Raw genomic sequence first — 21,795 nt, forward strand, 5'->3', positions numbered from 1 at the left:
GTTATTATTAAGGGTTAACTATTAATTCTTCTCCTACAAGAATCATAACTTCACCGATTTTAAATCTAACTGTAATTTTATCATTGGCCATAAAATTACCTGTTGATTTATCATTTTTTGTTACTAATAATTTTAGTGATCCTTTATTTAATAATTTTTGGATTCCAAAGATTGTTTTAACATTATCTTTAGAATTATCTAACATTGAAGTCAAATCACTCTTAATTTGAAATTTACTTACTGATTGACCTACTTTAAATTCACTTTGAAAATTACTATTAAAATCTGTTTTTTTAATTGGAAAAATATCATGACCAACTACTCCGTTTGGACTTGTTTTTATAACTACTTTATATTTATCAGTTTTTGTAACACCATTTGTAAACATTATATTATATGAACCTTTTACAATGTAAAAATCATTTTTGTCTGTTACTGGATTTAAATCAACATTAATATTTGAAATAATAGTAGTTACATTATTTAATTCTGTTTCATTAAAAATAGCATCTTCTAATTTTGTGCCACTATCAATTTTAATATTTAAGGCATTTTTTAAAAATTGAAAACTTTCTTCATCTTTAGCTTTTTTATCATTTTTAATCAAATTTATTACCTTAATATTAGTTGGATTGATTTTTCAGGTTACTTGTGATTTATCATTTTCATCAATATTAATAGTAGGCATTAATAATCCTTCACCAGTAGCATTAGTCAATTTTAAACCTTGTGAAACTTTTGCATTTAATAAATTTTCTTCGAAATCTTGATTATCACATGCAATAACTGAGCTTGTGCTAACTGTAGTTAAAGTAACTGCTGACATTAATCTTAATACCGATTTTATAATATTCATATTTTTCTCCTTAATCTTTAAATCTTTTTTACTATACCTATTGTATACAATTTTTGTTATATTACATTAATTATTATTTTATTATGATTTGAGTGTTTACTTAATTAATTGTATAAATTTAATCTGTATAATTAAATGAAAATTACCTTTATATTTGTAAAGTTTGTTTATTATTAATTGTTAAAAAATTATTATCATCTTCAATTAAATTTATGTTATTTTTAAAATAATCAAAAGCATCAATAGCAACTTCATCAACATCATAATAATAATTTATAATGTTAAATCTATTTTTATTAGCATTTTTATCTTTTTTATCTAAAGGTTTAATAAAACAAGATTTTTTTCTTGATAATAAATCAATATTTTTTTCTAAAAATATTCTATCTTCTTCATTTATTTGAACTTTTGATTTAATTGCTAAAGCATTTTCTTTTTTTAGTAACATACAAGCATGATTTCATGCTGAATTCCCCGAACTATCTTTATAATCAATATCAACTGATCATTTTGTTACTAAATAAGTTACTAATTTTTGTCAATCATTTAATACTGCTATATGCAATAATGAATAATTTTCCTCTTCAAATTTTAGACTATTAATAAATTCTTTTTTAAAAAAAAGATTTAGTTGTCCATCAATATTTTTGGTTTTTTTATTAATATAATCTTCATAATTTTGCAATATTTTAATACATTTTCTTTCTATTTTTTTTGAATAAATTCTTTCTTTATTTTTAATAAAAATAATATTCATTTTATTTATCATTTTTTTAACATTTAATAAGTTTTCTCTTTTTAAACTATTTACTTGCATGATTATCTTTTTTATCTGTCAATGATTATATTTGGTTGCAAATAATAAAGCAGTATTGCCATTTACGTCTACAACATCAATATTAGCATTATGTGCTAATAAAGTTTTAACTATATCCAAATGTCCATTTTTAGCAGCCACTAACAAAGCAGTTTCGCCATATCGATTTTCATGATTAACATTAACATTATGTGTTAATAAATTTTTAACTATTTCCAAATTTCCATTTTCAGCACTTAAAATTAAAGCAGTATTACCAAATTGTTCCTCACAACTAAAATTAGCATTATGTTCTAATAACAGATTAACTATTTTTGTATAATTTTTTTTAGCAGCTAAGATTAAAGCAGTATTACCATTTACAGATATGTAATTAATATTAGCATTATGTGCTAATAAAACATTAACTATTTCTAGATAACCTTTTTCAGCTGCTCACATTAAAGGCGTATAACCAGTTCTATCAATATAATCAATATTAATATCATATTTTAATATTTTATTAACTAAATCTAACTTTTTATTTTTAATAGCATCTATCATTTTTGCTTCTTTGTTATTAATATTTATATTTATTCCAAATATTTCTCTAACTCACTCAAACATATTCTTTTCCTTTCATTGTTTTTAAAAAAACAATGTATTTAAAATATTATTCTTTAAAATTTACCTTCATTATATATTTTTCTCCATTTTACAATGTTTAATTCCAGCGTCCAAAAATATTTCAGAACAAACTTTATAACCCAAATTTTTATAAAAATTTAGTGCTTGAATTTGGGCATGAAGAGATATAACTTTAAATTGATTTTTAATTGCAACTTTTTCCATAAATTCCATTAATTTTTTACCAATACCTAATTTACGATATTCTTGTAATATACACACTCTTTCAATTTTTACAATATCTTCAACTTTTCGCATTCTACTAGTAGCTATTGGTTTATTATTATCATCAAAAACTAAAAAGTGAATCGATACATCTTCAAATTGATCAATTTCTTCTTCAAAAGGAACCTTTTGTTCATTAACAAAAACTTTTTTTCTAATCAAAAATGCTTGTTCTAACATTTCAATATTATTAACTATTTCAATTTTCATAGTTTTCTCCTTAAATATAAATAATATTTTAAATTAATTATATAATTAACTTTTAAATTTAATCTAACAATTAGTAAATTTTACCAATTAATAAGTGAATTTTTAATTAGTGCTATAATTTAAGTAAGCGATTTTAAAAAATATTTTTTTTGGGGGGGAATAAATTTTGGAAGGACAAAAAATTCAATTTAAAAAATTACGACCGCATAATTTTTTGGGAGGGCAATATTTTGTTTTATTATTTTTTTGAATAATATTTATTACATTACTAATTACTGCATTAGTCTTATTTTTAAATGAAAGAACAAGAATTGATAAAGAAAATAATGTTAAAGAACTACTAGAACAAATTGCTAATGCAAAACAAGAAAGTGACAAAACTCCTTTCTATAAAAAATTAATGGATAATAAATATCCATTAATTGATTTTTCATTAATGTCATTTATTTTTACTAAACATGATGATTCACCAATAAGTGACTGAGGAAGCGCATGAACACAACGTTTAAATAGCATTAATACTGCTTATTCATATATCTTTATTACAATTTTAATCGCTTTAATCGCTTTACTTTTTTATATTAGCTAAATTGTAAAGGTAAGTGCAACTAAATTATTTTTCTATCCAAATATTCGATTGGTGAAAGATAATTTAGTATTTTTCTCGGTTTTTGATTTAAAGACAATATAAATTTATGAACTTCATTTTTATTAGTTTTTGAAAAAATAAATTTTTTAGGAAATTTTTCTCTAATTAAACCATTAGTATTTTCATTAGTACCTCTTTGTCAAGGTGAATATGGATTGGCAAAATAAATTTTTACATCTAAATTTTTTTCAAGTTGTTGTCAATTTGAAAATTCTTTGCCACGATCAAAAGTAATAGTTTTAACAATGTTTTTAGGAAGAATTGATAAATAATAACTGACATTTTTATTAATAACTTTAGTAGTTCTGTTTTTAACTAATATTGCTAAAGTAAATCGTGATACTCTTTCAACTAAAGTTATTAAACATGATTTGCTTTTACCTCGTGATGATACTATAGTATCTCCTTCTCAATGACCAAGTGTTATACGATCATTAACATTTATATCTCGTTCTTTAATTGATTTACCATTAAACTTGCCACGATTTTCTTTAGATTTTCGTTTTTTACCTTTTCTTCTTAAATTTTTACTAGTAACTTTATCAAGCATTCCAAAATAAATTCAAGTATAAATTGTTTTAAAACTAATAACTCATTCTTTATGAAAATTTTTAATTCTGCCATAAATTTGTTCAGGTGATCAACCTAATAGTAATTTTTGTTGTACATATTTTACTAAATTCTTATTTTTAAACTTATGAAAACTAATATGTGATTGTTTTCGATTTTCAGCTTTATTTTGTGCAATTAATGAAAAATAATGATTATTATCTTTATTTCTATTAATTTCTCGAATAATAGTACTAATACTTCGATTAAGATTTTTAGCTATTTCACTAATTTTAAATTTAAATTTCAATTGATTCTCAATATAAATTCTTTCATCTATGCCAAGATGTTTATAACTCATATAAAAACTCCTTACTTTTTTCTAAACTAAATTTAGCATTATGAAATTTTTATATGAGAATTTTTTGCAATTTTATTTACTTGCACTTACAAGTATAACTCAGCATTATTATCATTATTAAACTTTATCGTCGTCGAGCATTTCAAAGAAAATATGGTTTAACAACTCAATTTGCAAATGATTATCCAATTTATGATATTAAAATGTATCTAGGTTTTACAGTTAATTTAGCTATTGTTTTTAGTTTTTTCAATTTTCTAACAACTATCATTGTATTAATTTATGGTATTATCTTGGTATTAACTTCTTATTTCTTTTGATATATTTTAAAAATTAAAACAGAAATATTAATTATGCATAAATGATGAAAAACACCAAACTTTGCTTTATTTTTATCTGTTATTTTATTTCAAAATGGTTATACTTTATTAAAATCAATATTTGCTCAAAAGTTTAATGTTAACTTAGACTTAATTTTATCAATTATTTTACCAATTGGAACAATTACCATCTTCATTACCTTATTAATCAAAAATATGCTTAATTCACAAGTTACAACAGTAAAAAATGCTATTAAAACAATTGCTGCTAAAATTAGTGCTTTTCAAATTTTCTATTATACACAAAAAGAAAAATCTTTAGAAGACTACATGTTTGTTAGTCAATTGCCAACACTTGTTCGTATACCATTACAAAATAATAGCATTAATACCAAACAAGCAGTAACGCTAATGGCAACTATTGATGAAACAATAATATTTTTTAAAAAACACTTTCATAAACCAAAAGAATTAAACTATATGCTTTTTCACTTATTTAATAGAATAACTGATATTGAAGAAATTGAAGAAATCAAAAATAATATTCTTAAAATAGAAAAAAATAATTAATCAAAATTTAACAAAAAAAGTTTTAAAAATAGTTAATACCATAGAAAATAATAAAATTTGTTATAATTGAGTAGAGTAATTATGATATGAGGAAAGGAAGTTATATACATGTGACCATTTAAAAAAAAGGATAAAACTGGAGAAGCAAAAGATCAAAAAAAATGTGATGGTTGTGGGAAAATGAAAAATTCATCTGAATGTACTAAAGCAGCAGATGGTAAATGTTTGTGTAAAGATTGTGCTAAATAAATATATTAAATAAGTGTGTTAATGACACACTTATTTAATATATTTAGAAAGGAAGGATATAATGAAATGATTCAATAAAAAAAACAAAAAAACTGATGATGAATCTTTAACAAAAACTGTAAAATGTTTTGATTGCGGAATGATGTTTGAACCTTTTGACATTCTTGATATAAAAGAAGGAAAATCTTTATGTAAAAAATGTTTCATTAAAGAAGAAGAAAAATAAATTAATGATGTGTTTAGCAAAACACATTTTTTATTATTTAAAATAAAAGCTGAGTTATACTTGTAAGTGCAAGTAAATAAAATTGCAAAAAATTCTCATATAAAAATTTCATAATGCTAAATTTAGTTTAGAAAAAAGTAAGGAGTTTTTATATGAGTTATAAACATCTTGGCATAGATGAAAGAATTTATATTGAGAATCAATTGAAATTTAAATTTAAAATTAGTGAAATAGCTAAAAATCTTAATCGAAGTATTAGTACTATTATTCGAGAAATTAATAGAAATAAAGATAATAATCATTATTTTTCATTAATTGCACAAAATAAAGCTGAAAATCGAAAACAATCACATATTAGTTTTCATAAGTTTAAAAATAAGAATTTAGTAAAATATGTACAACAAAAATTACTATTAGGTTGATCACCTGAACAAATTTATGGCAGAATTAAAAATTTTCATAAAGAATGAGTTATTAGTTTTAAAACAATTTATACTTGAATTTATTTTGGAATGCTTGATAAAGTTACTAGTAAAAATTTAAGAAGAAAAGGTAAAAAACGAAAATCTAAAGAAAATCGTGGCAAGTTTAATGGTAAATCAATTAAAGAACGAGATATAAATGTTAATGATCGTATAACACTTGGTCATTGAGAAGGAGATACTATAGTATCATCACGAGGTAAAAGCAAATCATGTTTAATAACTTTAGTTGAAAGAGTATCACGATTTACTTTAGCAATATTAGTTAAAAACAGAACTACTAAAGTTATTAATAAAAATGTCAGTTATTATTTATCAATTCTTCCTAAAAACATTGTTAAAACTATTACTTTTGATCGTGGCAAAGAATTTTCAAATTGACAACAACTTGAAAAAAATTTAGATGTAAAAATTTATTTTGCCAATCCATATTCACCTTGACAAAGAGGTACTAATGAAAATACTAATGGTTTAATTAGAGAAAAATTTCCTAAAAAATTTATTTTTTCAAAAACTAATAAAAATGAAGTTCATAAATTTATATTGTCTTTAAATCAAAAACCGAGAAAAATACTAAATTATCTTTCACCAATCGAATATTTGGATAGAAAAATAATTTAGTTGCACTTACCTTTACAATTTAGCAAAATAAATAACTATTTTCACAATATTTTATTATAATTATTATGATAAATTAAATTAATTAAAAGGAGAAAAAATGAACATTTTTATAGAAATATTGGGGTATCTTGCAGCCATTTGTATTCCTTTGGCATTCTTACCACAAACTATTAAACTAATTAAAACAAGAAATACTTCAGGTCTTTCTATTTTTTCATATAGTATCTATCAACTGGGGGGTCTTACTTTTTTAATATTTGGCATACTTCGTAATGATATTCCCATGATTACTTGTCAAACTATTACTGCTACACTAAATTTCATAATAATTGGGATTATTGTTAACAATTTAATTAAACAAAAAAATAAGGAGGAAAAAAATGTCTAATATTGCAATTGATATTATTGGATATATAGGTGCCTTTTTTATTTCAGTTGCCTTTTTACCACAAACTATTAAACTAATTAAAACTAAAAACACAAAAGGTTTATCGTTAATTTCTTATAGCATATATCAAATAGGCTTAACTTCATTCATAATTTATGCTAGTTTAATTAAAAACATTCCCTTACTAGCAGCAAATGCCTTTGGTACAGTTATTAATATCATATTATTAACATTAATAATTTATAATTTATATTATAATAATAAAGATAAAAAGAACAATTTAACTTCCAAAAAATAAAATTTTTATTAACATAATACTTGCACAAGAATGGAGAAAAAAATGGCACATATTAATCTATTAGGAACTTTTATTTTTATTATCATTGGTTATTTAATTGGCTCAATCTCACCTTCAATTATTATTAGTAAATTAAAATTTAAAACCGATGTTAGAGATTATTACTCTAAAAATGCTGGTGCTACTAATTCAACACGAGTTATGGGTGGTAAATGGGGAGCTATTATTTTAATTATTGATGGTTTTAAGCCCGCTATTCCTATTTTAATTGCATACGGTTTAACCTTTATTGATATTACTAATCCTAATTATGAAACAATGTTTAAACAAGCATATATTTATCCAACTGGTCTTGCTGCAATTATTGGTCACTGTTGACCACTATTTTATGGTTTTCGTGGTGGTAAAGGAGCTGCATCTTCATTAGGAGTACTATTAATGATTAATCCTATTTATTGCGTTATCACAATTGCTAGTTGATGATTTATTTTATATTTAAGTAGAATGTCATCTTTATCTTCAATGTTAATGATGATACTTGCTTTTATCTTATCATGAATACCGAATATACCACTGCATTCTTTTCTTTCCCAACAAGACACTCAATACTATATTGTTAATATAACTATGGCTCTAATTTGAATATTAATTATTATTCGTCATTGAGATAATTGTAAAAGAATTCTTAATCATACTGAACGTAAAGTGACTATTTTTGATAAAAAAAATAAAAAAGCAAATGAAGAAAAAAAATAAAAAATCATCTCTTTATACAAACTCAATAAAAATATTTTTTAAAAAAATACTTGTTTTATGTTTAAAATTAATGTACTATTATAACCGTGTTGACTTAACATTGTTAATATTCTCTCCGATATTAGCTTTGCTTAAGCCGAATTATATTTAAAGGAGAGTTGTCAAATATGGAACAAATTAAACAAGATGAATTGATTAAAAAATTTCGCTTAAATGCCAAGGATACTGGTTCTTCTGCAGTTCAAATTATTAACTTAACAAAAAGAATTTTAGAATTAACAGCCCATCTACAAGTACAAAAAAAAGATATTACTGCAAAACGAAGTTTGTTAAAAATGGTAGCAAGCAGAAAACGTTTCTTAAAATACTTTAAAAAACAAGATGTTGCTACATACAATAAATTATTAACAGCACTATCACTAAAAGATAACTAATATTAAATCAGTATTTACTTATTAATACTGATTTTTTTATATACATCTAAATAATATTAAACATAGAAATAGATTTACAAATGATTTAAACAATAATAAAATTAATACTAAAAGTGTTATAATATAGTTATTAATTATTATATGTTTCTAACCCATTTATTTTTTACTAAAATAAATGGGTTTTTGATTTCAAAAAGGAGGAACAAAATAATGAATGATAAAGATATTAATGGTGAAAAAATAATATCAGTTATTTTAAATTCTGTCACTTCATATCAAAATATTACATATTTTAATTATTGGGATTATATAATTAAAGAAGAAAAAATTAGTTCTGAAATAAAAAAAAGATCAATAATTTAATAGAAAAAAATACTAATATAAATTATACAAACGAAAATGGTGATAGTCCTTTAATAATAGCAAGTCACTATTATCAACTTATAGATTCCATTAAAATTTTAATAGAAAATGGCGCTAATATCAACCATGCAAACCAAAATGGTGATACAGCACTAATAATATCTACTAAAAAAGGTTATTTAAGTATAATTAATGTTTTAATAGAAAATGGCACTAATATCAACCATGCAAACCAAAATGGTGATACAGCCTTGCATTTAGCTGCTAAAAATGGACTAGCACAAATAGTTAATACTTTACTAATAAATAATGCAAATATTCATTTCATAAATCAAAATGGTGATACGGCTTTGACAATCATTATTAATAATAGTTTATTTTATGATAAAAACATAAAAAATATATTAGAAAACATATTTTATCAAGAATATGAAGAATATATTACAAATAAGGCAAAAGTAGAAATTATTAAATACAGACCAGAATTTTCAAATAACTCATTATTTCATGATATTAAAGATAATATATTAATACATTTAAATACAAATAATTCAGTAAAAAATATAAAAGAAAATTTAATATTAATTGGATTAAAAATTGATAAGAAAAGGATTTTAAAAATTGAACAAAAAATAAAGAAAATATTTAAATGTAACATTAATAAATTAAATATTAATCAAGAAAAAGAAAAAAAATGACAGAAAAAAATTAAACAAGAATTAAAAGAAGAAAATTATCCACAAAATAAGCCATCAACAAGTGGATATATAAAACATTAAATTTATCAAAATATAATGAATAAAAATAGTTACCATTATGGTAACTATTTTACAATTTATATTTAATAAAAATTATCGTTTTTTAGTAGTACTTTGTTGACGTTTCATTGCTTGCATTACTGATTTAATTTGAGATTCAGTAGGTTTACGCCCCATTTGTAAATACATTGCACGAATCATATTTTCATTAATAGGAGGATTTTTCTGTAATTGTTTTTCGAAAATCTTCTTAGTAACAATAAAACCAACTAATCCACCAATTAACGCACTAGCAATGCCAATGATTAATACTGCTCACCAAACCATCATTATTAATTTCTCCTTACTTACTGTTTAAAAACTTATTAATTTTATCACACACTTGATTTGATGTAAAGCCATATTTTTCTAGTACTACCTTATCAGGAGCAGAAATACCAAAAGTACTTACGCCAATAACAAAGCCATTACCTGCAACATATTTATATCAACTATCTTTAGAACCCATTTCAATAGCAACTTTTATAATATCATTAGGTAAAATTCTATTTTGATATGTTTTATCTTGTTTATCAAAAATAAAAGTAGAAGGCATTGAAACTACACGAACATTAAGTTTTTGATCGTTTCATAGTTGTTCTTGACTAGCAATAGCTAATGAAACTTCACTACCGGTAGCAATAATAATTAAATCTAAAGCTTTACTACTATTCTCTTTACTAATAATATAAGCACCTTTTTGAACTGCCTCAATATTACTATTTGCAAGTTGTGGTAAATTTTGTCTAGTAATAATAATAGCACTAGGGTTAGTTTTACTAGATAATGCCATTAAATATGCACCAATTGTTTCTTTTGTATCAGCAGGGCGAATTACATTAAAATTAGGAATAGTTCTTAACATTGTTAGTTGTTCAACTGGTTCATGGGTAGGACCATCTTCGCCAACTGCGATACTATCATGACTAAAAATAAACAAAGATGGAATTGACATTAAAGCTGCTAATCGTAATGCAGGCTTTAGATAATCACTAAACACAAGAAAAGTAGAACCAAAAGGAATTGTGCCTTGATGTGACGTCATACCGTTAACAATAGCACCCATTGCAAATTCTCTTACTCCATAATGAATATGTCTTCCTGAATGGTCAAGAGGTAGAAAGTCTTTGTCTGTTACTAATGCTTTAGTTGAGCCAGCTAAATCAGCACTACCACCAATTAATGTTGGACAATGAGCTGATAAAAGTTTTAAAATATTACCAGAGTCTACTCTTGTTGCTTGTGGATTTACCCCAATAATTGAAGTTCAATCAATTTTATTTAATTGATAATCTTCATTAAAAATTTCATTTTTCAATGCTGATTTAATTTCTTTATACAAATTTGGATATAATTTTGCATATTTTTCAACTTTTTGATTTCAAACTAATTCTATTTTAGAACCATGATTAAGTGCTGTTTGTGTGAAGTAAGTACTTACTTCTTTTGGAACAGTAAATTCAGGATATTCTCAGTTTAAATTTTTAGCAACTGTTTTAATATCTTCCATTAAAGGAGAGCCATGAACACTCGGTGTTCCTTGTTTACTAGCCCCATAACCAATTATAGTTTTAATTTCAATTAAAGTTGGTTTATCACTAACTTTTGCCTTTTTAATAGCTTCAGAAATAAGTTTATCATCTTCACCATCTTCAACTTTTAAATAATTTCACTCTAATGCTTGAAGACGCATTTTTAAATTTTCTGAATATACTAATTTAACAGATGAATCTAATTGAACATCATTTGAATCATATAAAATAATTAGTTTATTTAATTTAAAATGTCCAGCAAAACTAAGTGCTTCTTGTGCAATACCTTCTTGTAAATCACCATCACCACAAATTGCATATGTATAATGATCAATAATATTAAGATCTTTTTGATTATATTTAGCACTAAGAAAACTCTCAGTAAGCGCCATTCCAACAGCATTAGCGATACCCTGACCTAATGGTCCAGTAGCCGTCTCTACTCCATAGTCTAAATGATATTCGGGATGACCAGGTGTATTACTATTTAATTGACGGAATTGTTTTATATCATTGATTGTATATTTATAACCAGCATGATGTAATATTGAATATAATAAAGCACTACCATGACCTGCTGATAAAACAAATCGATCACGATTAAATCATTTTGGATTTTTTGGATTAAAAGATAAATGATTTTTGAATAAAGAAAAAGTCATTGGTGAAGCACCTAAAACAATACCAGGATGGCCACTTTTAGCAGCATTAACTGCTTGTACTCCTAACATACGAATTGAATTAATAGTTAATTTATCTAAATTAATTTTATTTTCCATAATTTCTCCTTAAATTTTTAATAGTTATTATTTAATATAATATTAACAATATTCTTAATAAAATAGGTAATTTTTTAAAAATAATTAAAAAAGTATAAATAATAATGACAAAAAATATAATTTTATTTTAACTAAATTGAATCTTTGAACAAATTAAAAAAGAAAAGGTCACCCCAAGATAAAAAAAATAATATTTCATCTTAAATAAGATAACTCTTTTCTTAATATTTTACATTTGTGATGTTCTTGGTTTATTTAAGTTTATTAATGGTAGGTTTGCTGATTCATTGTTTACTTGTTGTTTATTAAAATCTTTTCCAGATGATTTTGAAAATAATGTTGGATTTGTTTTTGGTTTTTTACTACATGATTCTGATATTTTTTTCATTTTTGACTAATTTCTATTTCAATTTTCTTATTTTTATTAATTTTTCCAAAAGTTACTAATTTAATTAAGAAATTTAAAATTTTATATATTTTTTGTTGTTCTAAAACTTTAATTTCTTCTATTTCAGATTTTTTGATTACTTGCATTAAATTTGATTGTGTTTTTGCTGATTTTTCAAGTTCTTCTTGTTCTTCTAAATATAAACCAATTGCTTTATTATTTCTTTCCTGTCTTTTTAATGATAAAGCCTCTAATGTAATCGCTCTATCAATATCTTTTTGCTCTTGTTCTACATTAAATTGGTCTTGCAATGACAATGCAATCGCTCTATCAATATCTTCTCTTTCTTTCTCAGATACTTCTTCTGATTGTAATGTTTTATAAGGTTCATCAACAACTACAAAACCAAATTCATCATCTTCATTGGTTGCTTGTAAATCTAAACTACTTTCATAAAGAGATGGTGAAATGGTTGGTTCGGAAATTATTACCTTTTCTTGATGACTATTATTTGTACGTTGAATTTGAGGTTGAATAATCTTACTTCCTTTGGGTCTTACTCCTTGTTTTAGTATTTCCTCTTCAGTAACTAATTTTATTTCTGTCTCTACTTTAAATGTTTGTGATGAGGGCATTGATGTTTCTTTAAATTCTTTTACTATTATGTCAGATTGTTTTTCTTTTTCTAACGATAATTTTTTTGCCAGTTCCACTTGTTCTTCTTCTTCTGATAATCTCATGGCTTCAGCAATAAGATCTGGATCAATTGCAAGTTGTTCCATTTGTTCAAGTGTAAATGTTCTCATTTGTTCCATTGTAAATACTGGTGTTTGTTTTTTATCAATCGCTTCTCTTTGCTCTTTTGTCAATGAACGGATTTGTTGTGTTGTGAATGCAAATGTTGGCGATAATTTTAATTTTCTAATATAAGTTTCAGCTGCCATTATTTTTTCTTCCTTTCTAAAAATAAAAAACCCATTTATTTTAAAATCAAGTAATAGGGGCTTTGCCCCTCGTTGCTTCGCAACTCACCCCAGCGGGGCTAAACCCCGCGGCCAACCCAACAAAAGGTTCTTTGTTGGTTCCGGCCATTTTTTTTAATTTTTATCTCCCTTTTTCTTTAAAATATTATCCAATTTATCTAAACCAGCAGACTTAATATCACTATAAGTCATATCAATACTACTTGCTTCTTTAAGGTATTTCTTAGGTGACAATTCACTTTTAAGTTCATGCACATAATGTAAAGCACGTGAATTATACCTTTTTAACCAATGTCTAGGAAAAAATAAAGTCATAGCCATTGCTTCACCACTATAACTTGGAGGCATAATACCTCTTTTAATCATTTTCTTTGTTCTACGACGTGAAAATACTACTTTATTATAATCCTCAATATTAGTATATAAATTAAGATTAAATATAACAATAAAACCCAAAAAACGCATACGTTTAACTTGAACAACATACTCTACTTTTTCTCTTGCTTGTACTGGTATTCTATTAGGGTGTTGTTCAATCAAATACATTGTACCATTAAACATGTGACCTATTAACTTACAAAATTGTCCTAAACTTTCTTGTTGATTTTTAAACTGTACTCCTAAATCATTAGAATTTATTTTTAATGCTAATTCATCTAAAATTATTAAATCTTGTTCCTCAAAAGCATAATTACTTGCTAACTGATTAAAAGTAAAAACATCGTTATAATTAACCAAATAAGAATAACCAGTCTTTAACTTAATAGGGAAAGGACTAACTACTCGTTTCTTATGAGTTTGTGCTAAACAACAAGCAAGGGCAGATTTGCCAGTTCTTGGAGGTGCTGAAATAATATAACTACCAACTCGTTTTAAAATTTTAACATTACGAATAGTTATAAGAATTGGATAAATAATTATAATCAAACCTATAACTAATAACACATAACCATATCAAGGCATAATAAACTCCTAACCTATAATTAAACTAATTGCTCTAACAAATAATCATAAAGGTATAATATTTTCTATTCCACTAACAATATCAACATTTAAAGCAGTACTAATCGTATCTGAAAAAATGTGTCGTAATAAACTATCTGTTGTAAAAAGAAATTGTCTTAATGGCTCAACTGGTAAAACTTTACCAACAACGCCATAAAGTACTCATCTAAAAGCATTACGTAAATGTCCAAAAACATCATATCAACTTGGTCTTTCATATTCAGGATTAAAAGGACTATTTGGTGGTACTGGCGTTATATTTTCACTTGAAAAAATATTGATTTGACCAAAATTCAACTGTGGTGAAAAAGTTGGTCTAGTTGATTCACCATGAACATCAAAAAATACTGTTAAATGTCTTAAATTTGGAACACGAATAGGCATGGTAACAAAATTATATAAATCTTGTTGATAAATATCATTATCCACTTTACCTTTAAAAACATATTTTGTATCACCAACATAATCTAAAAAACTAAAAGTAAAAATTAGCAGTAAAAGTTTTAAAATATTCATATTCAAAATAAAACATAAAACCTTGAATATAAAAACTTAAAGGTTTATCAATTTCAAAATTTAACTGTGTTTGAAAATTTATAATACTTTTACCAGTATTAACAAAATTTAAATTATTAGTATTATTCTTTGCAACATAATTATGATTAAACATAATACGTGAAAATTTATCTAATTGTTTTCTATTAAAAGTATAAACGCCAGTTCCCATATCTATCATTTGTGACGGAACACCAACTGTATCACTATAATAATAACACGTATATAAACCCTCATTATTACCTATAAATTCACCACTTACTAATTTTAAATCCGGTTGGTCAACATCAAAATAAGCAGAATTTCATGGTATTGTTGCTCAATCATCAAAATTATGATACTTAACATGTTTAACCATTTCTTTTGTAATATCATAATTAACGACATTAGGGTCATTTGAAACAATTAAACTAGTTGGTGCTTGAACAGAAGTATTTACAACAAAAAACAATTTAGCAAATTTAAATCACATAATTATTTACCAAACAAACATCTTAAAACTCATCATAAACCATAAAATATAATAAATCCAATAAAAAACTGCGTTCCATAAACTACTAAATTTCATAAAATAGTAGTAAATTGGTCAACTGGACTTCCTATAAACATAGTTCAATAATCAACTATACATTGATGTATTTTATTGTAAATATCTCAAACACTCATACTTAACACCTACCCAAACAATGACCTAAAAATAAATTTAATACTACGATAAATAAAATTAAAAAATACACCTAATACCAACCAAAAAGTCAAATTAAACAAAATATAAACTTCATCAGTAATATTAGTTTGATTTAAAAATATACTAATATCATTACTAGAAAATATAAAAATTAAATGCAATATACTATTCACAAAATCACTCATAATTAAGTACCTACAAACTTTCCTTTTTTATTTTCAACACCCTTAGCCTTATTTCTTAAACGTTTTCTTTCATGTTGCTTAGCAATTTGCTTTCCAACAAATTTTGAACCACCTTTAATATTTTTATAACTTTGTTTTACAGTCCCCGATGTAGAAACTGGCTGAATATCAATATTTAAAAAAACTGACATTGCAAACTTTATTAAAAGAATAAAAACAACAAAAGTTCCCAAATTAAAACCTAAATCTGCCATTGGTAAATTTCAAAATTTCATAAAAATTTGTCCAAATAGTTCTAAAATTTTTGAAATAAAAGCAACACCCATAATAAACTACTCCTATATTATTTTTAATAATTTTAAAATTAATGAAAAAGTAAAAAGTACTAAAATAATTGCTAACAATGGTGCTGGCATAGAAACTATTTGTTGTGAACTATCACCAAAAATAAAACTTTTAATAACCAAAGATAAATTATGTAAACCAGAAAAATCAGTAATATAACTTTGTAAAATATTTTGCACAATATTATTTAAAGAAGGTAAAAGTTTACCTAATAAAGGAAAAACAAAAATTATTGCAAAAAATAATTTAATCATAACTATTACCTCCTAAAAAACCTAATAATTTCTATCTAAATCCACGAATAATATGTCCTATGAATTCTTTAATAAATACTAAAACCATCATAAATATTGGAATTAAGACTGGTCAATTTGTCATTATTGAATCACCAGCAAATACTCAATTAAAAACATAACTAAAAGATTCTAATAATTTTTGACCAATACCTCCAATCATTTCTATTAAAGCACTTAAACCTTTTGGCATACTAATCACCTCCCTCCTCTAACTCTTTTCTTGCTCTTTCTTTACGTTTTTGTTCTTTACAATATCAACAATCAGGTTCAATTACCTCATGTTTTTTATGTTTAAATTTTCAAACTAACTTTTTAATAGAATCTTTAAAAAATCAAGAAGTTCCCAGAACAGCAATTATCACAACTAGTCATTTAACCATTATTTTTTACCTCCTAAAAAATTATTAAAACTCATATTTTCACTTAATCTTTGTTCAAAATTTCTTTTTGCCTTTTTCTTATGCAACTTTTGTCTTGGCATATTTTTTCATTTATCTTTTTTCATTTTAAACACCACCTAACGTATAAGCATAAGAATAATCCCAATTTAAACTTGCTCTATCTAAATTAATCTCCGATATACTATCATCATTTAAATCAACATCAATCATACTGTTATTTGTACTTTGATAATCATTAATACTAGCATTAATTAATCTTGCTCTTTCATCAGTAAACACTTCTTGTAATTCTGTATTATTATGTGTACTTCCCAAAGGTAACAATAAAGTATTAATAATCTCACTTGCTCCGGCAATAATAGTAGGAATAGCAAAATAATTACTAAAATCATTATTAATACCCATAGCAACACCACTACTAATCAAACAACCACCAGTACCCATATTTGCTATCTTTCTTATATTTTGAAACCTATTAGGTATTAATTCAGTTAAACCACTAATAACATTTGCTATACCAAAACTATTTAAAGATATATAAGTATCTCAATCTACAAAAGGCATATCAATTATTGGTTTAACAGTTGTAAAGGGTGAATAAGTTGGTCTTGGTGGTTCAGTAGGACAAGGTGGTCAAAAACATGGTTCATCTCTTAATAAAGAAACTGACTTATCTACACACTGCACAAACTTAGCATAATTAACTAAACCAATTGTTCCTAAACCTAAAAATATCTTTTTATAATTATTAATCACTTTATTTCTAGTAGTGGGTCTTTGATTAATATTTCATATATCAATTCCTAACTTCTTACTAAATAACAAAGAATTAATAGAACCTAATACTGGGTCTTTTAAATATTGACCATAATAAGCACTAACTCCAACCATAGCACTTAATGGACTTAATCCAGTTCTTAAAATTTTAGTTAAAGTATAATTACTAGTTTGCTCTAATACATTAGGCATAAATAAAACTCCTTACTTTATATACTAATAAGGAGCTTATATATGAACTATAATCTAATTCATTGGGGCTTAAAATGAAAAATATATAATCCATATATAAGCCCCTTATTTAATTATTTGTTGATATATTATTTTCATTCAGTAATATCTACAATAGTACCGGATAAATCCAATTTTAAATCATAATAATTACCAACTTTAAAACTAAGTTTATGTAAATATTGTGTAAAATCATTAACTACTAACGGATTATATCATTTATCCCGTACTTTACCGGTAGGTATATTAGTTTGTTTATTAATTTCTAAAAAGGTTAAAACATCAAATTTCAAATTTTGACCTTGATTATTTTTATCAGGTATCATTCTATTTTTATCAATATTAACTAATTGAACTTTGAACATAAAAATTACCAACTCTTTCTATAAAATATAAATTGAATTGGCAAACAATTATAAATAATTAAATTAAAAATACATAACTATAAAATTAATTTAATAAATAAAAAGTTCTTAATATTAATATTTAACTATCCCGGACAAGGAATTGTTACCAATTCAAATAAGTTAAATAAAATTTTAAAAACTAATTTAAAACATATTTACTTATGTGTAAATAATATCATAATTAAACAAAATATCAATAAATATACAACAAAAAAGTAAGCATTATCATTTCTTGTCCGAAAAACAATAATACTTACCATAATTAAAGTATAACAAAATCACAAAAAAATACAAATATAGTATTATTTTACTGTCAATATCGAGTGAAAATTTCCCAAAAATATTTATCAAAAAAAATAAAAAAGAAGTAAAATTTAACAAATAAAAGTTGCTTTGTTTTGAAAGTAAATATTTTTATATTTACTTTCAAAGGAGAACAAAATTATGAAATATTTTAGTCCAAGTTATTGATTTAAATTGTGAGTATTAACTGCTCCACTTTTAAATAATAAAATACAAGGTATTAATGGTAAGTCAATTGATAATTCAAATATTAAAAATTGAGTTAGAAAAAATACGACTAGTTTAGATTTAGTAAATCAACAATTAAATTTTGCAAGTAATAATCAAACAGATTTTATTATTAACAACCCAACAACAAATAGCAAAATAAATATGAATAAACATCGTCATGAAAAACACAGAAATCGATTAAAAAGAACATTAAATGGTAAAAACGAAATAAGGGGTAGTTGAGGTAAAGTAACTTGTTCATTTACACCAAAAACTTTTGAAGGAATAATAGCTGATTATCATTATTGAAAAGATAATCCTGCATGAGAACTTGGCGAAAAATTTAAAGAGGATATGATGCAACGATATAATTCTAATGATATTTCAATTACTGCAATTTTTCCATGAACATGAAAAGAAATACAACAAGTAGGTAAAACAATTTGAGATAATTTTTCAAAAATTGAAAAAGTATATACAGATAGTTCTAGAAAAGAACGTATAGAAATTGTACTTTATGAAAAACCATTTAATTGATTTGATTTTGAATCAGTAAGAATAATAACAGAAGATGAGAAATATTATCCAAATAATCGTCTTGATAATTTAGAAAATGATTTTCCAGATTGAAATAAAGATATAAAAATTAATTTAGGAAAAATTAATCATAACGTTGATAACGAAATTAAAAGTGCCATAAAGAAAAAATATCATAATTTTAAATTATCAGAAGTTTATTTATTGGATAAATCTAATTACTCACACTTTATTGGCTATTTTGAAAAAAAATAATTGTTGGTACTTTTAGTCCCTATTCTTATGGTTTGACAAAACCAACTTTTACCTATGTAACACAAGATAAATTTAATGAAATTTCAAATATTATAGCAAATGATTCAAAAGTTAAACAATGATTTGCACATATAAATGAATGAAATTCTACTTTACCACAAGCAATCAATAATTCTAAAACATTTAATCCTCAAGCATTATATAATTGAAAAAGACAAGAAAAAGAAATAATAAAAGGTTATATAAGAGATTGAAGTTATATTTCAACTTTAATTGAACATGAATTAAAGTTAGATGAATTAAACAAAAATATTCAAGGAATCAAAGCAGATTTTGAAACTTTAAAAAAACAAGTTAATGAATTTGACAACAGACTTCTAAATCTAGAAAATAAATCAAATTTAAATTGTGAAAACACATTAACTATTGTTAATGGTGCTTTAAATACTATTCCCATAATTGGTAATGTTGTTGGTGGTATTACAACAATGGCTTCTGGTGCTTGTGCTATTGGTGGTGTATAATTTTATTTTTTTATATCTTTAAAATCAATTTTAAGGCATCAAATTTGCTGCTCGACAAACGATTTAAAATTTTATATAGTTAAGTATTCACAAAAATAATCTTTTATAAAAAGAATTTTATCTAATTTTAATTTGGTATTATTAGTATCCATATCTTCAAGGATGGTTTTTATTTGGTATATAAACCTTTTTAGTTTTTATCAACTCTTCTTTGATAATTGGTTTTGGTGCTATTTCTTTTAATTCATATATTTGATGATTATAACTAAGATATAACTCATTAATAAACGATTTAAGTACAATTACATCAGTTCTAGGTTGTATGTATTGAACTTTGCTATTTTTATAAGGAAAATACTTTTTACCATAATATGTTATAGTTGAACCACTATCCGTTTTTCTTTTAGAAAATCTTGAAAGATAAATATTTATTTCTTCTTGGTTTGGAGCTTTAATCATAGCAGATTTATTATTATCAATAGGTAAGGCAAATTGCTTATTAAAAATACTTATATATATTTTAAGAAATTGATTAGCTTCTTCTAAATTTTTAATTTTATTAAGTCTAAGTTCACTAATTAAGCGACTTTGAAGTGTTCCAAATAAGCGTTCGATTCTACCCTTAGCTTGTGGAATGGAAGTTCTAATAATTTCAACACCTAAATCATTACAAGACTTTTGGAATTGAGTATAAGTATCATTTTCCGTGTTTATTTTGCCAGCATCGATTTGTTTTTTATATCCAAAAACTGTTCTATTATCAGTATAAAATGTTTTTGGTATGCCATATTTAGTTAAAATTTGATAAAAAACATTATAATAACCATCTAATGTTTCTTGATGATCAAATCATAGTCCGACAATATTGCCTGTAGCATCATCAATTGCAGCATGTAAAAAAGCTTTTGGTTTATCCTTACCAAATCAATGATGATTACTTGCATCCATTTGAATTAATTCACCAAAATTTGTTCTTCGGTTTCTTGTAGGATGCAAGTTATTTTTCTTATTTTTATGTCTTTTTGGTGAAGTAATTTTTTCTTTAATTAATATAGTATAAAGTGTACTATATGAAATTTTAATTTTTTCTTCATTGTTTAATTTCTCATGGAAATGTTGAAAATTAAAATTATAATATTTGGTTTTATATAAATTTATAATCTTAATTTTGATTTCAAAATTTGTTGTTTTATTAGAAATTTTATTTCGGGATTTATGAATAAAACCAACTTTACCTTCTCTATTGAAAATTTGAATTAATTGGTTAATTCTTCTAATAGTTAGGTTAAGTTTATTCTTAGCTTGATGTTTAGATAATTTATTAATAATAATGTCATTTATAATATTAAACTTATATTTTTCTTTCATAGTCATGCTTCTTTCCATATTTATCACCAAGTATATTTAACTTTACTTTTGGGAAATTTTTGCTCGATAACTAATAGGAAATTATCACTAAATAATGACACAAAGTAAGTATTATTGTTGACTAATATTTTTGAAGTGTTAAGATTAACTTACAATTGCATATTGAAGTCTAAATTATTCTCGTCTAAA

The 21,795-nt window shown here is 24.1% G+C and carries 33 protein-coding genes and 1 pseudogene; 14 read left to right on the forward strand and 20 right to left on the reverse strand.

Annotation, left to right across the window (positions count from 1 at the left end; genetic code table 4):
* Nucleotides 1-7: 7 nt before the first annotated feature.
* The 3 genes from AACL03_RS06640 to AACL03_RS06650 all read right to left on the reverse strand — a co-directional run bounded on the left by AACL03_RS06640 (nt 8) and on the right by AACL03_RS06650 (nt 2,774).
* Entirely contained in the window at nt 8-856 is an 849-nt protein-coding gene (locus AACL03_RS06640) for a hypothetical protein (protein WP_339039895.1), read from the reverse strand.
* Nucleotides 857-1,004: 148 nt separating this feature from the next.
* Nucleotides 1,005-2,279, reverse strand: a complete 1,275-nt coding sequence (locus AACL03_RS06645; protein ID WP_339039896.1) for an ankyrin repeat domain-containing protein — start codon at nt 2,277-2,279, stop codon at nt 1,005-1,007.
* A gap of 69 nt (nt 2,280-2,348) precedes the next feature.
* On the reverse strand, nt 2,349-2,774 hold the full coding sequence (locus AACL03_RS06650; protein ID WP_338957672.1) for a GNAT family N-acetyltransferase: 426 nt from the start codon (nt 2,772-2,774) through the stop codon (nt 2,349-2,351).
* 166 nt (nt 2,775-2,940) lie between these two features.
* Here AACL03_RS06650 and AACL03_RS06655 point away from each other — a divergent pair, with 166 nt between their 5' ends.
* On the forward strand, nt 2,941-3,363 hold the full coding sequence (locus AACL03_RS06655; RefSeq protein ID WP_339039897.1) for a hypothetical protein: 423 nt from the start codon (nt 2,941-2,943) through the stop codon (nt 3,361-3,363).
* Between the two features lie 19 nt (nt 3,364-3,382).
* Here AACL03_RS06655 and AACL03_RS06660 read toward each other — a convergent pair whose 3' ends face one another.
* Nucleotides 3,383-4,333, reverse strand: a complete 951-nt coding sequence (locus tag AACL03_RS06660) for an IS30 family transposase (protein ID WP_339038665.1) — start codon at nt 4,331-4,333, stop codon at nt 3,383-3,385.
* A 353-nt stretch (nt 4,334-4,686) separates the two neighbouring features.
* On the opposite strand from AACL03_RS06660, the gene AACL03_RS06665 reads away from it, so the two are divergent.
* From AACL03_RS06665 to AACL03_RS06715, 11 genes and pseudogenes are all read left to right on the forward strand, one after another.
* Nucleotides 4,687-5,223 carry a hypothetical protein gene (locus AACL03_RS06665; protein WP_339039898.1) on the forward strand — a complete coding sequence of 179 codons (537 nt, stop codon included), beginning with the start codon at nt 4,687-4,689 and terminating at the stop codon, nt 5,221-5,223.
* 81 nt (nt 5,224-5,304) lie between these two features.
* Entirely contained in the window at nt 5,305-5,472 is a 168-nt protein-coding gene (locus AACL03_RS06670) for a hypothetical protein (RefSeq protein ID WP_339039899.1), read from the forward strand.
* Between the two features lie 61 nt (nt 5,473-5,533).
* Nucleotides 5,534-5,698 (forward strand): hypothetical protein, encoded by a 165-nt coding sequence (locus AACL03_RS06675; protein ID WP_338957675.1) that lies wholly within the window; start codon nt 5,534-5,536, stop codon nt 5,696-5,698.
* A 152-nt stretch (nt 5,699-5,850) separates the two neighbouring features.
* The gene (locus tag AACL03_RS06680) at nt 5,851-6,801 is read left to right on the forward strand and encodes an IS30 family transposase (RefSeq protein ID WP_339038665.1); all 951 of its coding nucleotides are present in this window, start codon (nt 5,851-5,853) and stop codon (nt 6,799-6,801) included.
* Between the two features lie 97 nt (nt 6,802-6,898).
* The gene (locus AACL03_RS06685) at nt 6,899-7,189 is read left to right on the forward strand and encodes a SemiSWEET family sugar transporter (protein ID WP_174481052.1); all 291 of its coding nucleotides are present in this window, start codon (nt 6,899-6,901) and stop codon (nt 7,187-7,189) included.
* Complete coding sequence (locus AACL03_RS06690) at nt 7,182-7,487, forward strand: SemiSWEET family sugar transporter (protein ID WP_281748102.1); 306 nt, start codon at nt 7,182-7,184, stop codon at nt 7,485-7,487. Before AACL03_RS06685 ends, AACL03_RS06690 begins: the two co-directional genes overlap by 8 nt.
* Nucleotides 7,488-7,529: 42 nt before the next feature.
* On the forward strand, nt 7,530-8,243 hold the full coding sequence (gene plsY, locus AACL03_RS06695) for a glycerol-3-phosphate 1-O-acyltransferase PlsY (protein WP_252319945.1): 714 nt from the start codon (nt 7,530-7,532) through the stop codon (nt 8,241-8,243).
* A gap of 167 nt (nt 8,244-8,410) precedes the next feature.
* A complete protein-coding gene (rpsO, locus tag AACL03_RS06700; protein ID WP_252319942.1) occupies nt 8,411-8,677 on the forward strand; it encodes a 30S ribosomal protein S15 in 267 nt (88 codons plus the stop codon).
* A gap of 210 nt (nt 8,678-8,887) precedes the next feature.
* Complete coding sequence (locus AACL03_RS06705; RefSeq protein ID WP_339039900.1) at nt 8,888-9,040, forward strand: hypothetical protein; 153 nt, start codon at nt 8,888-8,890, stop codon at nt 9,038-9,040.
* Nucleotides 9,041-9,057: 17 nt separating this feature from the next.
* Nucleotides 9,058-9,351 (forward strand): annotated as a pseudogene (locus AACL03_RS10025) (ankyrin repeat domain-containing protein); the annotation flags it as partial.
* Between the two features lie 39 nt (nt 9,352-9,390).
* Nucleotides 9,391-9,819, forward strand: a complete 429-nt coding sequence (locus AACL03_RS06715; RefSeq protein ID WP_338957679.1) for a hypothetical protein — start codon at nt 9,391-9,393, stop codon at nt 9,817-9,819.
* Between the two features lie 72 nt (nt 9,820-9,891).
* On the opposite strand, the gene AACL03_RS06720 is transcribed toward AACL03_RS06715, so the two are convergent.
* From AACL03_RS06720 to AACL03_RS06790, 15 genes are all read right to left on the reverse strand, one after another.
* Nucleotides 9,892-10,128, reverse strand: a complete 237-nt coding sequence (locus AACL03_RS06720; protein WP_252319938.1) for a YneF family protein — start codon at nt 10,126-10,128, stop codon at nt 9,892-9,894.
* Nucleotides 10,129-10,141: 13 nt separating this feature from the next.
* Nucleotides 10,142-12,148 carry a transketolase gene (tkt, locus tag AACL03_RS06725; RefSeq protein WP_338957682.1) on the reverse strand — a complete coding sequence of 669 codons (2,007 nt, stop codon included), beginning with the start codon at nt 12,146-12,148 and terminating at the stop codon, nt 10,142-10,144.
* Between the two features lie 291 nt (nt 12,149-12,439).
* Nucleotides 12,440-13,600, reverse strand: a complete 1,161-nt coding sequence (locus AACL03_RS06730; protein WP_339039902.1) for a hypothetical protein — start codon at nt 13,598-13,600, stop codon at nt 12,440-12,442.
* Between the two features lie 33 nt (nt 13,601-13,633).
* The gene (locus tag AACL03_RS06735; protein WP_339038750.1) at nt 13,634-14,482 is read right to left on the reverse strand and encodes a hypothetical protein; all 849 of its coding nucleotides are present in this window, start codon (nt 14,480-14,482) and stop codon (nt 13,634-13,636) included.
* 9 nt (nt 14,483-14,491) lie between these two features.
* Nucleotides 14,492-15,046: a hypothetical protein gene (locus AACL03_RS06740; protein ID WP_339039903.1), complete on the reverse strand. Its 555-nt coding sequence runs from the start codon at nt 15,044-15,046 to the stop codon at nt 14,492-14,494.
* Nucleotides 15,000-15,551, reverse strand: a complete 552-nt coding sequence (locus AACL03_RS06745; protein ID WP_339039904.1) for a hypothetical protein — start codon at nt 15,549-15,551, stop codon at nt 15,000-15,002. Before AACL03_RS06745 ends, AACL03_RS06740 begins: the two co-directional genes overlap by 47 nt.
* A 2-nt stretch (nt 15,552-15,553) precedes the next feature.
* Nucleotides 15,554-15,745, reverse strand: a complete 192-nt coding sequence (locus AACL03_RS06750) for a hypothetical protein (RefSeq protein ID WP_338956933.1) — start codon at nt 15,743-15,745, stop codon at nt 15,554-15,556.
* Between the two features lie 9 nt (nt 15,746-15,754).
* A complete protein-coding gene (locus AACL03_RS06755) occupies nt 15,755-15,952 on the reverse strand; it encodes a hypothetical protein (protein ID WP_339038745.1) in 198 nt (65 codons plus the stop codon).
* 2 nt (nt 15,953-15,954) lie between these two features.
* On the reverse strand, nt 15,955-16,278 hold the full coding sequence (locus tag AACL03_RS06760) for a hypothetical protein (RefSeq protein ID WP_339038743.1): 324 nt from the start codon (nt 16,276-16,278) through the stop codon (nt 15,955-15,957).
* 12 nt (nt 16,279-16,290) lie between these two features.
* Complete coding sequence (locus AACL03_RS06765) at nt 16,291-16,551, reverse strand: hypothetical protein (protein ID WP_338956747.1); 261 nt, start codon at nt 16,549-16,551, stop codon at nt 16,291-16,293.
* Between the two features lie 31 nt (nt 16,552-16,582).
* A complete protein-coding gene (locus tag AACL03_RS06770; protein ID WP_338956925.1) occupies nt 16,583-16,783 on the reverse strand; it encodes a hypothetical protein in 201 nt (66 codons plus the stop codon).
* Between the two features lies 1 nt (nt 16,784).
* Complete coding sequence (locus tag AACL03_RS06775; RefSeq protein ID WP_339039001.1) at nt 16,785-16,973, reverse strand: hypothetical protein; 189 nt, start codon at nt 16,971-16,973, stop codon at nt 16,785-16,787.
* Nucleotides 16,973-17,098, reverse strand: coding sequence for a hypothetical protein (locus tag AACL03_RS06780; RefSeq protein WP_339038736.1), 126 nt, complete (start codon nt 17,096-17,098; stop codon nt 16,973-16,975). The genes AACL03_RS06775 and AACL03_RS06780 overlap by 1 nt, the downstream gene beginning before the upstream one ends.
* Nucleotide 17,099: 1 nt before the next feature.
* Nucleotides 17,100-17,963, reverse strand: a complete 864-nt coding sequence (locus AACL03_RS06785) for a hypothetical protein (RefSeq protein ID WP_339038734.1) — start codon at nt 17,961-17,963, stop codon at nt 17,100-17,102.
* Nucleotides 17,964-18,091: 128 nt separating this feature from the next.
* The gene (locus AACL03_RS06790) at nt 18,092-18,367 is read right to left on the reverse strand and encodes a hypothetical protein (RefSeq protein ID WP_252321084.1); all 276 of its coding nucleotides are present in this window, start codon (nt 18,365-18,367) and stop codon (nt 18,092-18,094) included.
* Nucleotides 18,368-18,853: 486 nt separating this feature from the next.
* Between AACL03_RS06790 and AACL03_RS06795 the strand changes: the two genes are divergently transcribed.
* Both AACL03_RS06795 and AACL03_RS06800 read left to right on the forward strand, forming a co-directional pair.
* Complete coding sequence (locus tag AACL03_RS06795; RefSeq protein WP_339038780.1) at nt 18,854-19,714, forward strand: hypothetical protein; 861 nt, start codon at nt 18,854-18,856, stop codon at nt 19,712-19,714.
* Nucleotides 19,715-19,746: 32 nt separating this feature from the next.
* A complete protein-coding gene (locus AACL03_RS06800; RefSeq protein WP_339039905.1) occupies nt 19,747-20,238 on the forward strand; it encodes a hypothetical protein in 492 nt (163 codons plus the stop codon).
* 141 nt (nt 20,239-20,379) lie between these two features.
* On the opposite strand, the gene AACL03_RS06805 is transcribed toward AACL03_RS06800, so the two are convergent.
* A complete protein-coding gene (locus AACL03_RS06805; RefSeq protein WP_339038837.1) occupies nt 20,380-21,624 on the reverse strand; it encodes an ISNCY family transposase in 1,245 nt (414 codons plus the stop codon).
* Nucleotides 21,625-21,795: the final 171 nt, after the last annotated feature.

Origin of the sequence: Spiroplasma endosymbiont of Andrena trimmerana, from assembly GCF_964019575.1 — a bacterium.
Taxonomy (GTDB): Bacteria; Bacillota_I; Bacilli_A; order Mycoplasmatales; family VBWQ01; genus Spiroplasma_E.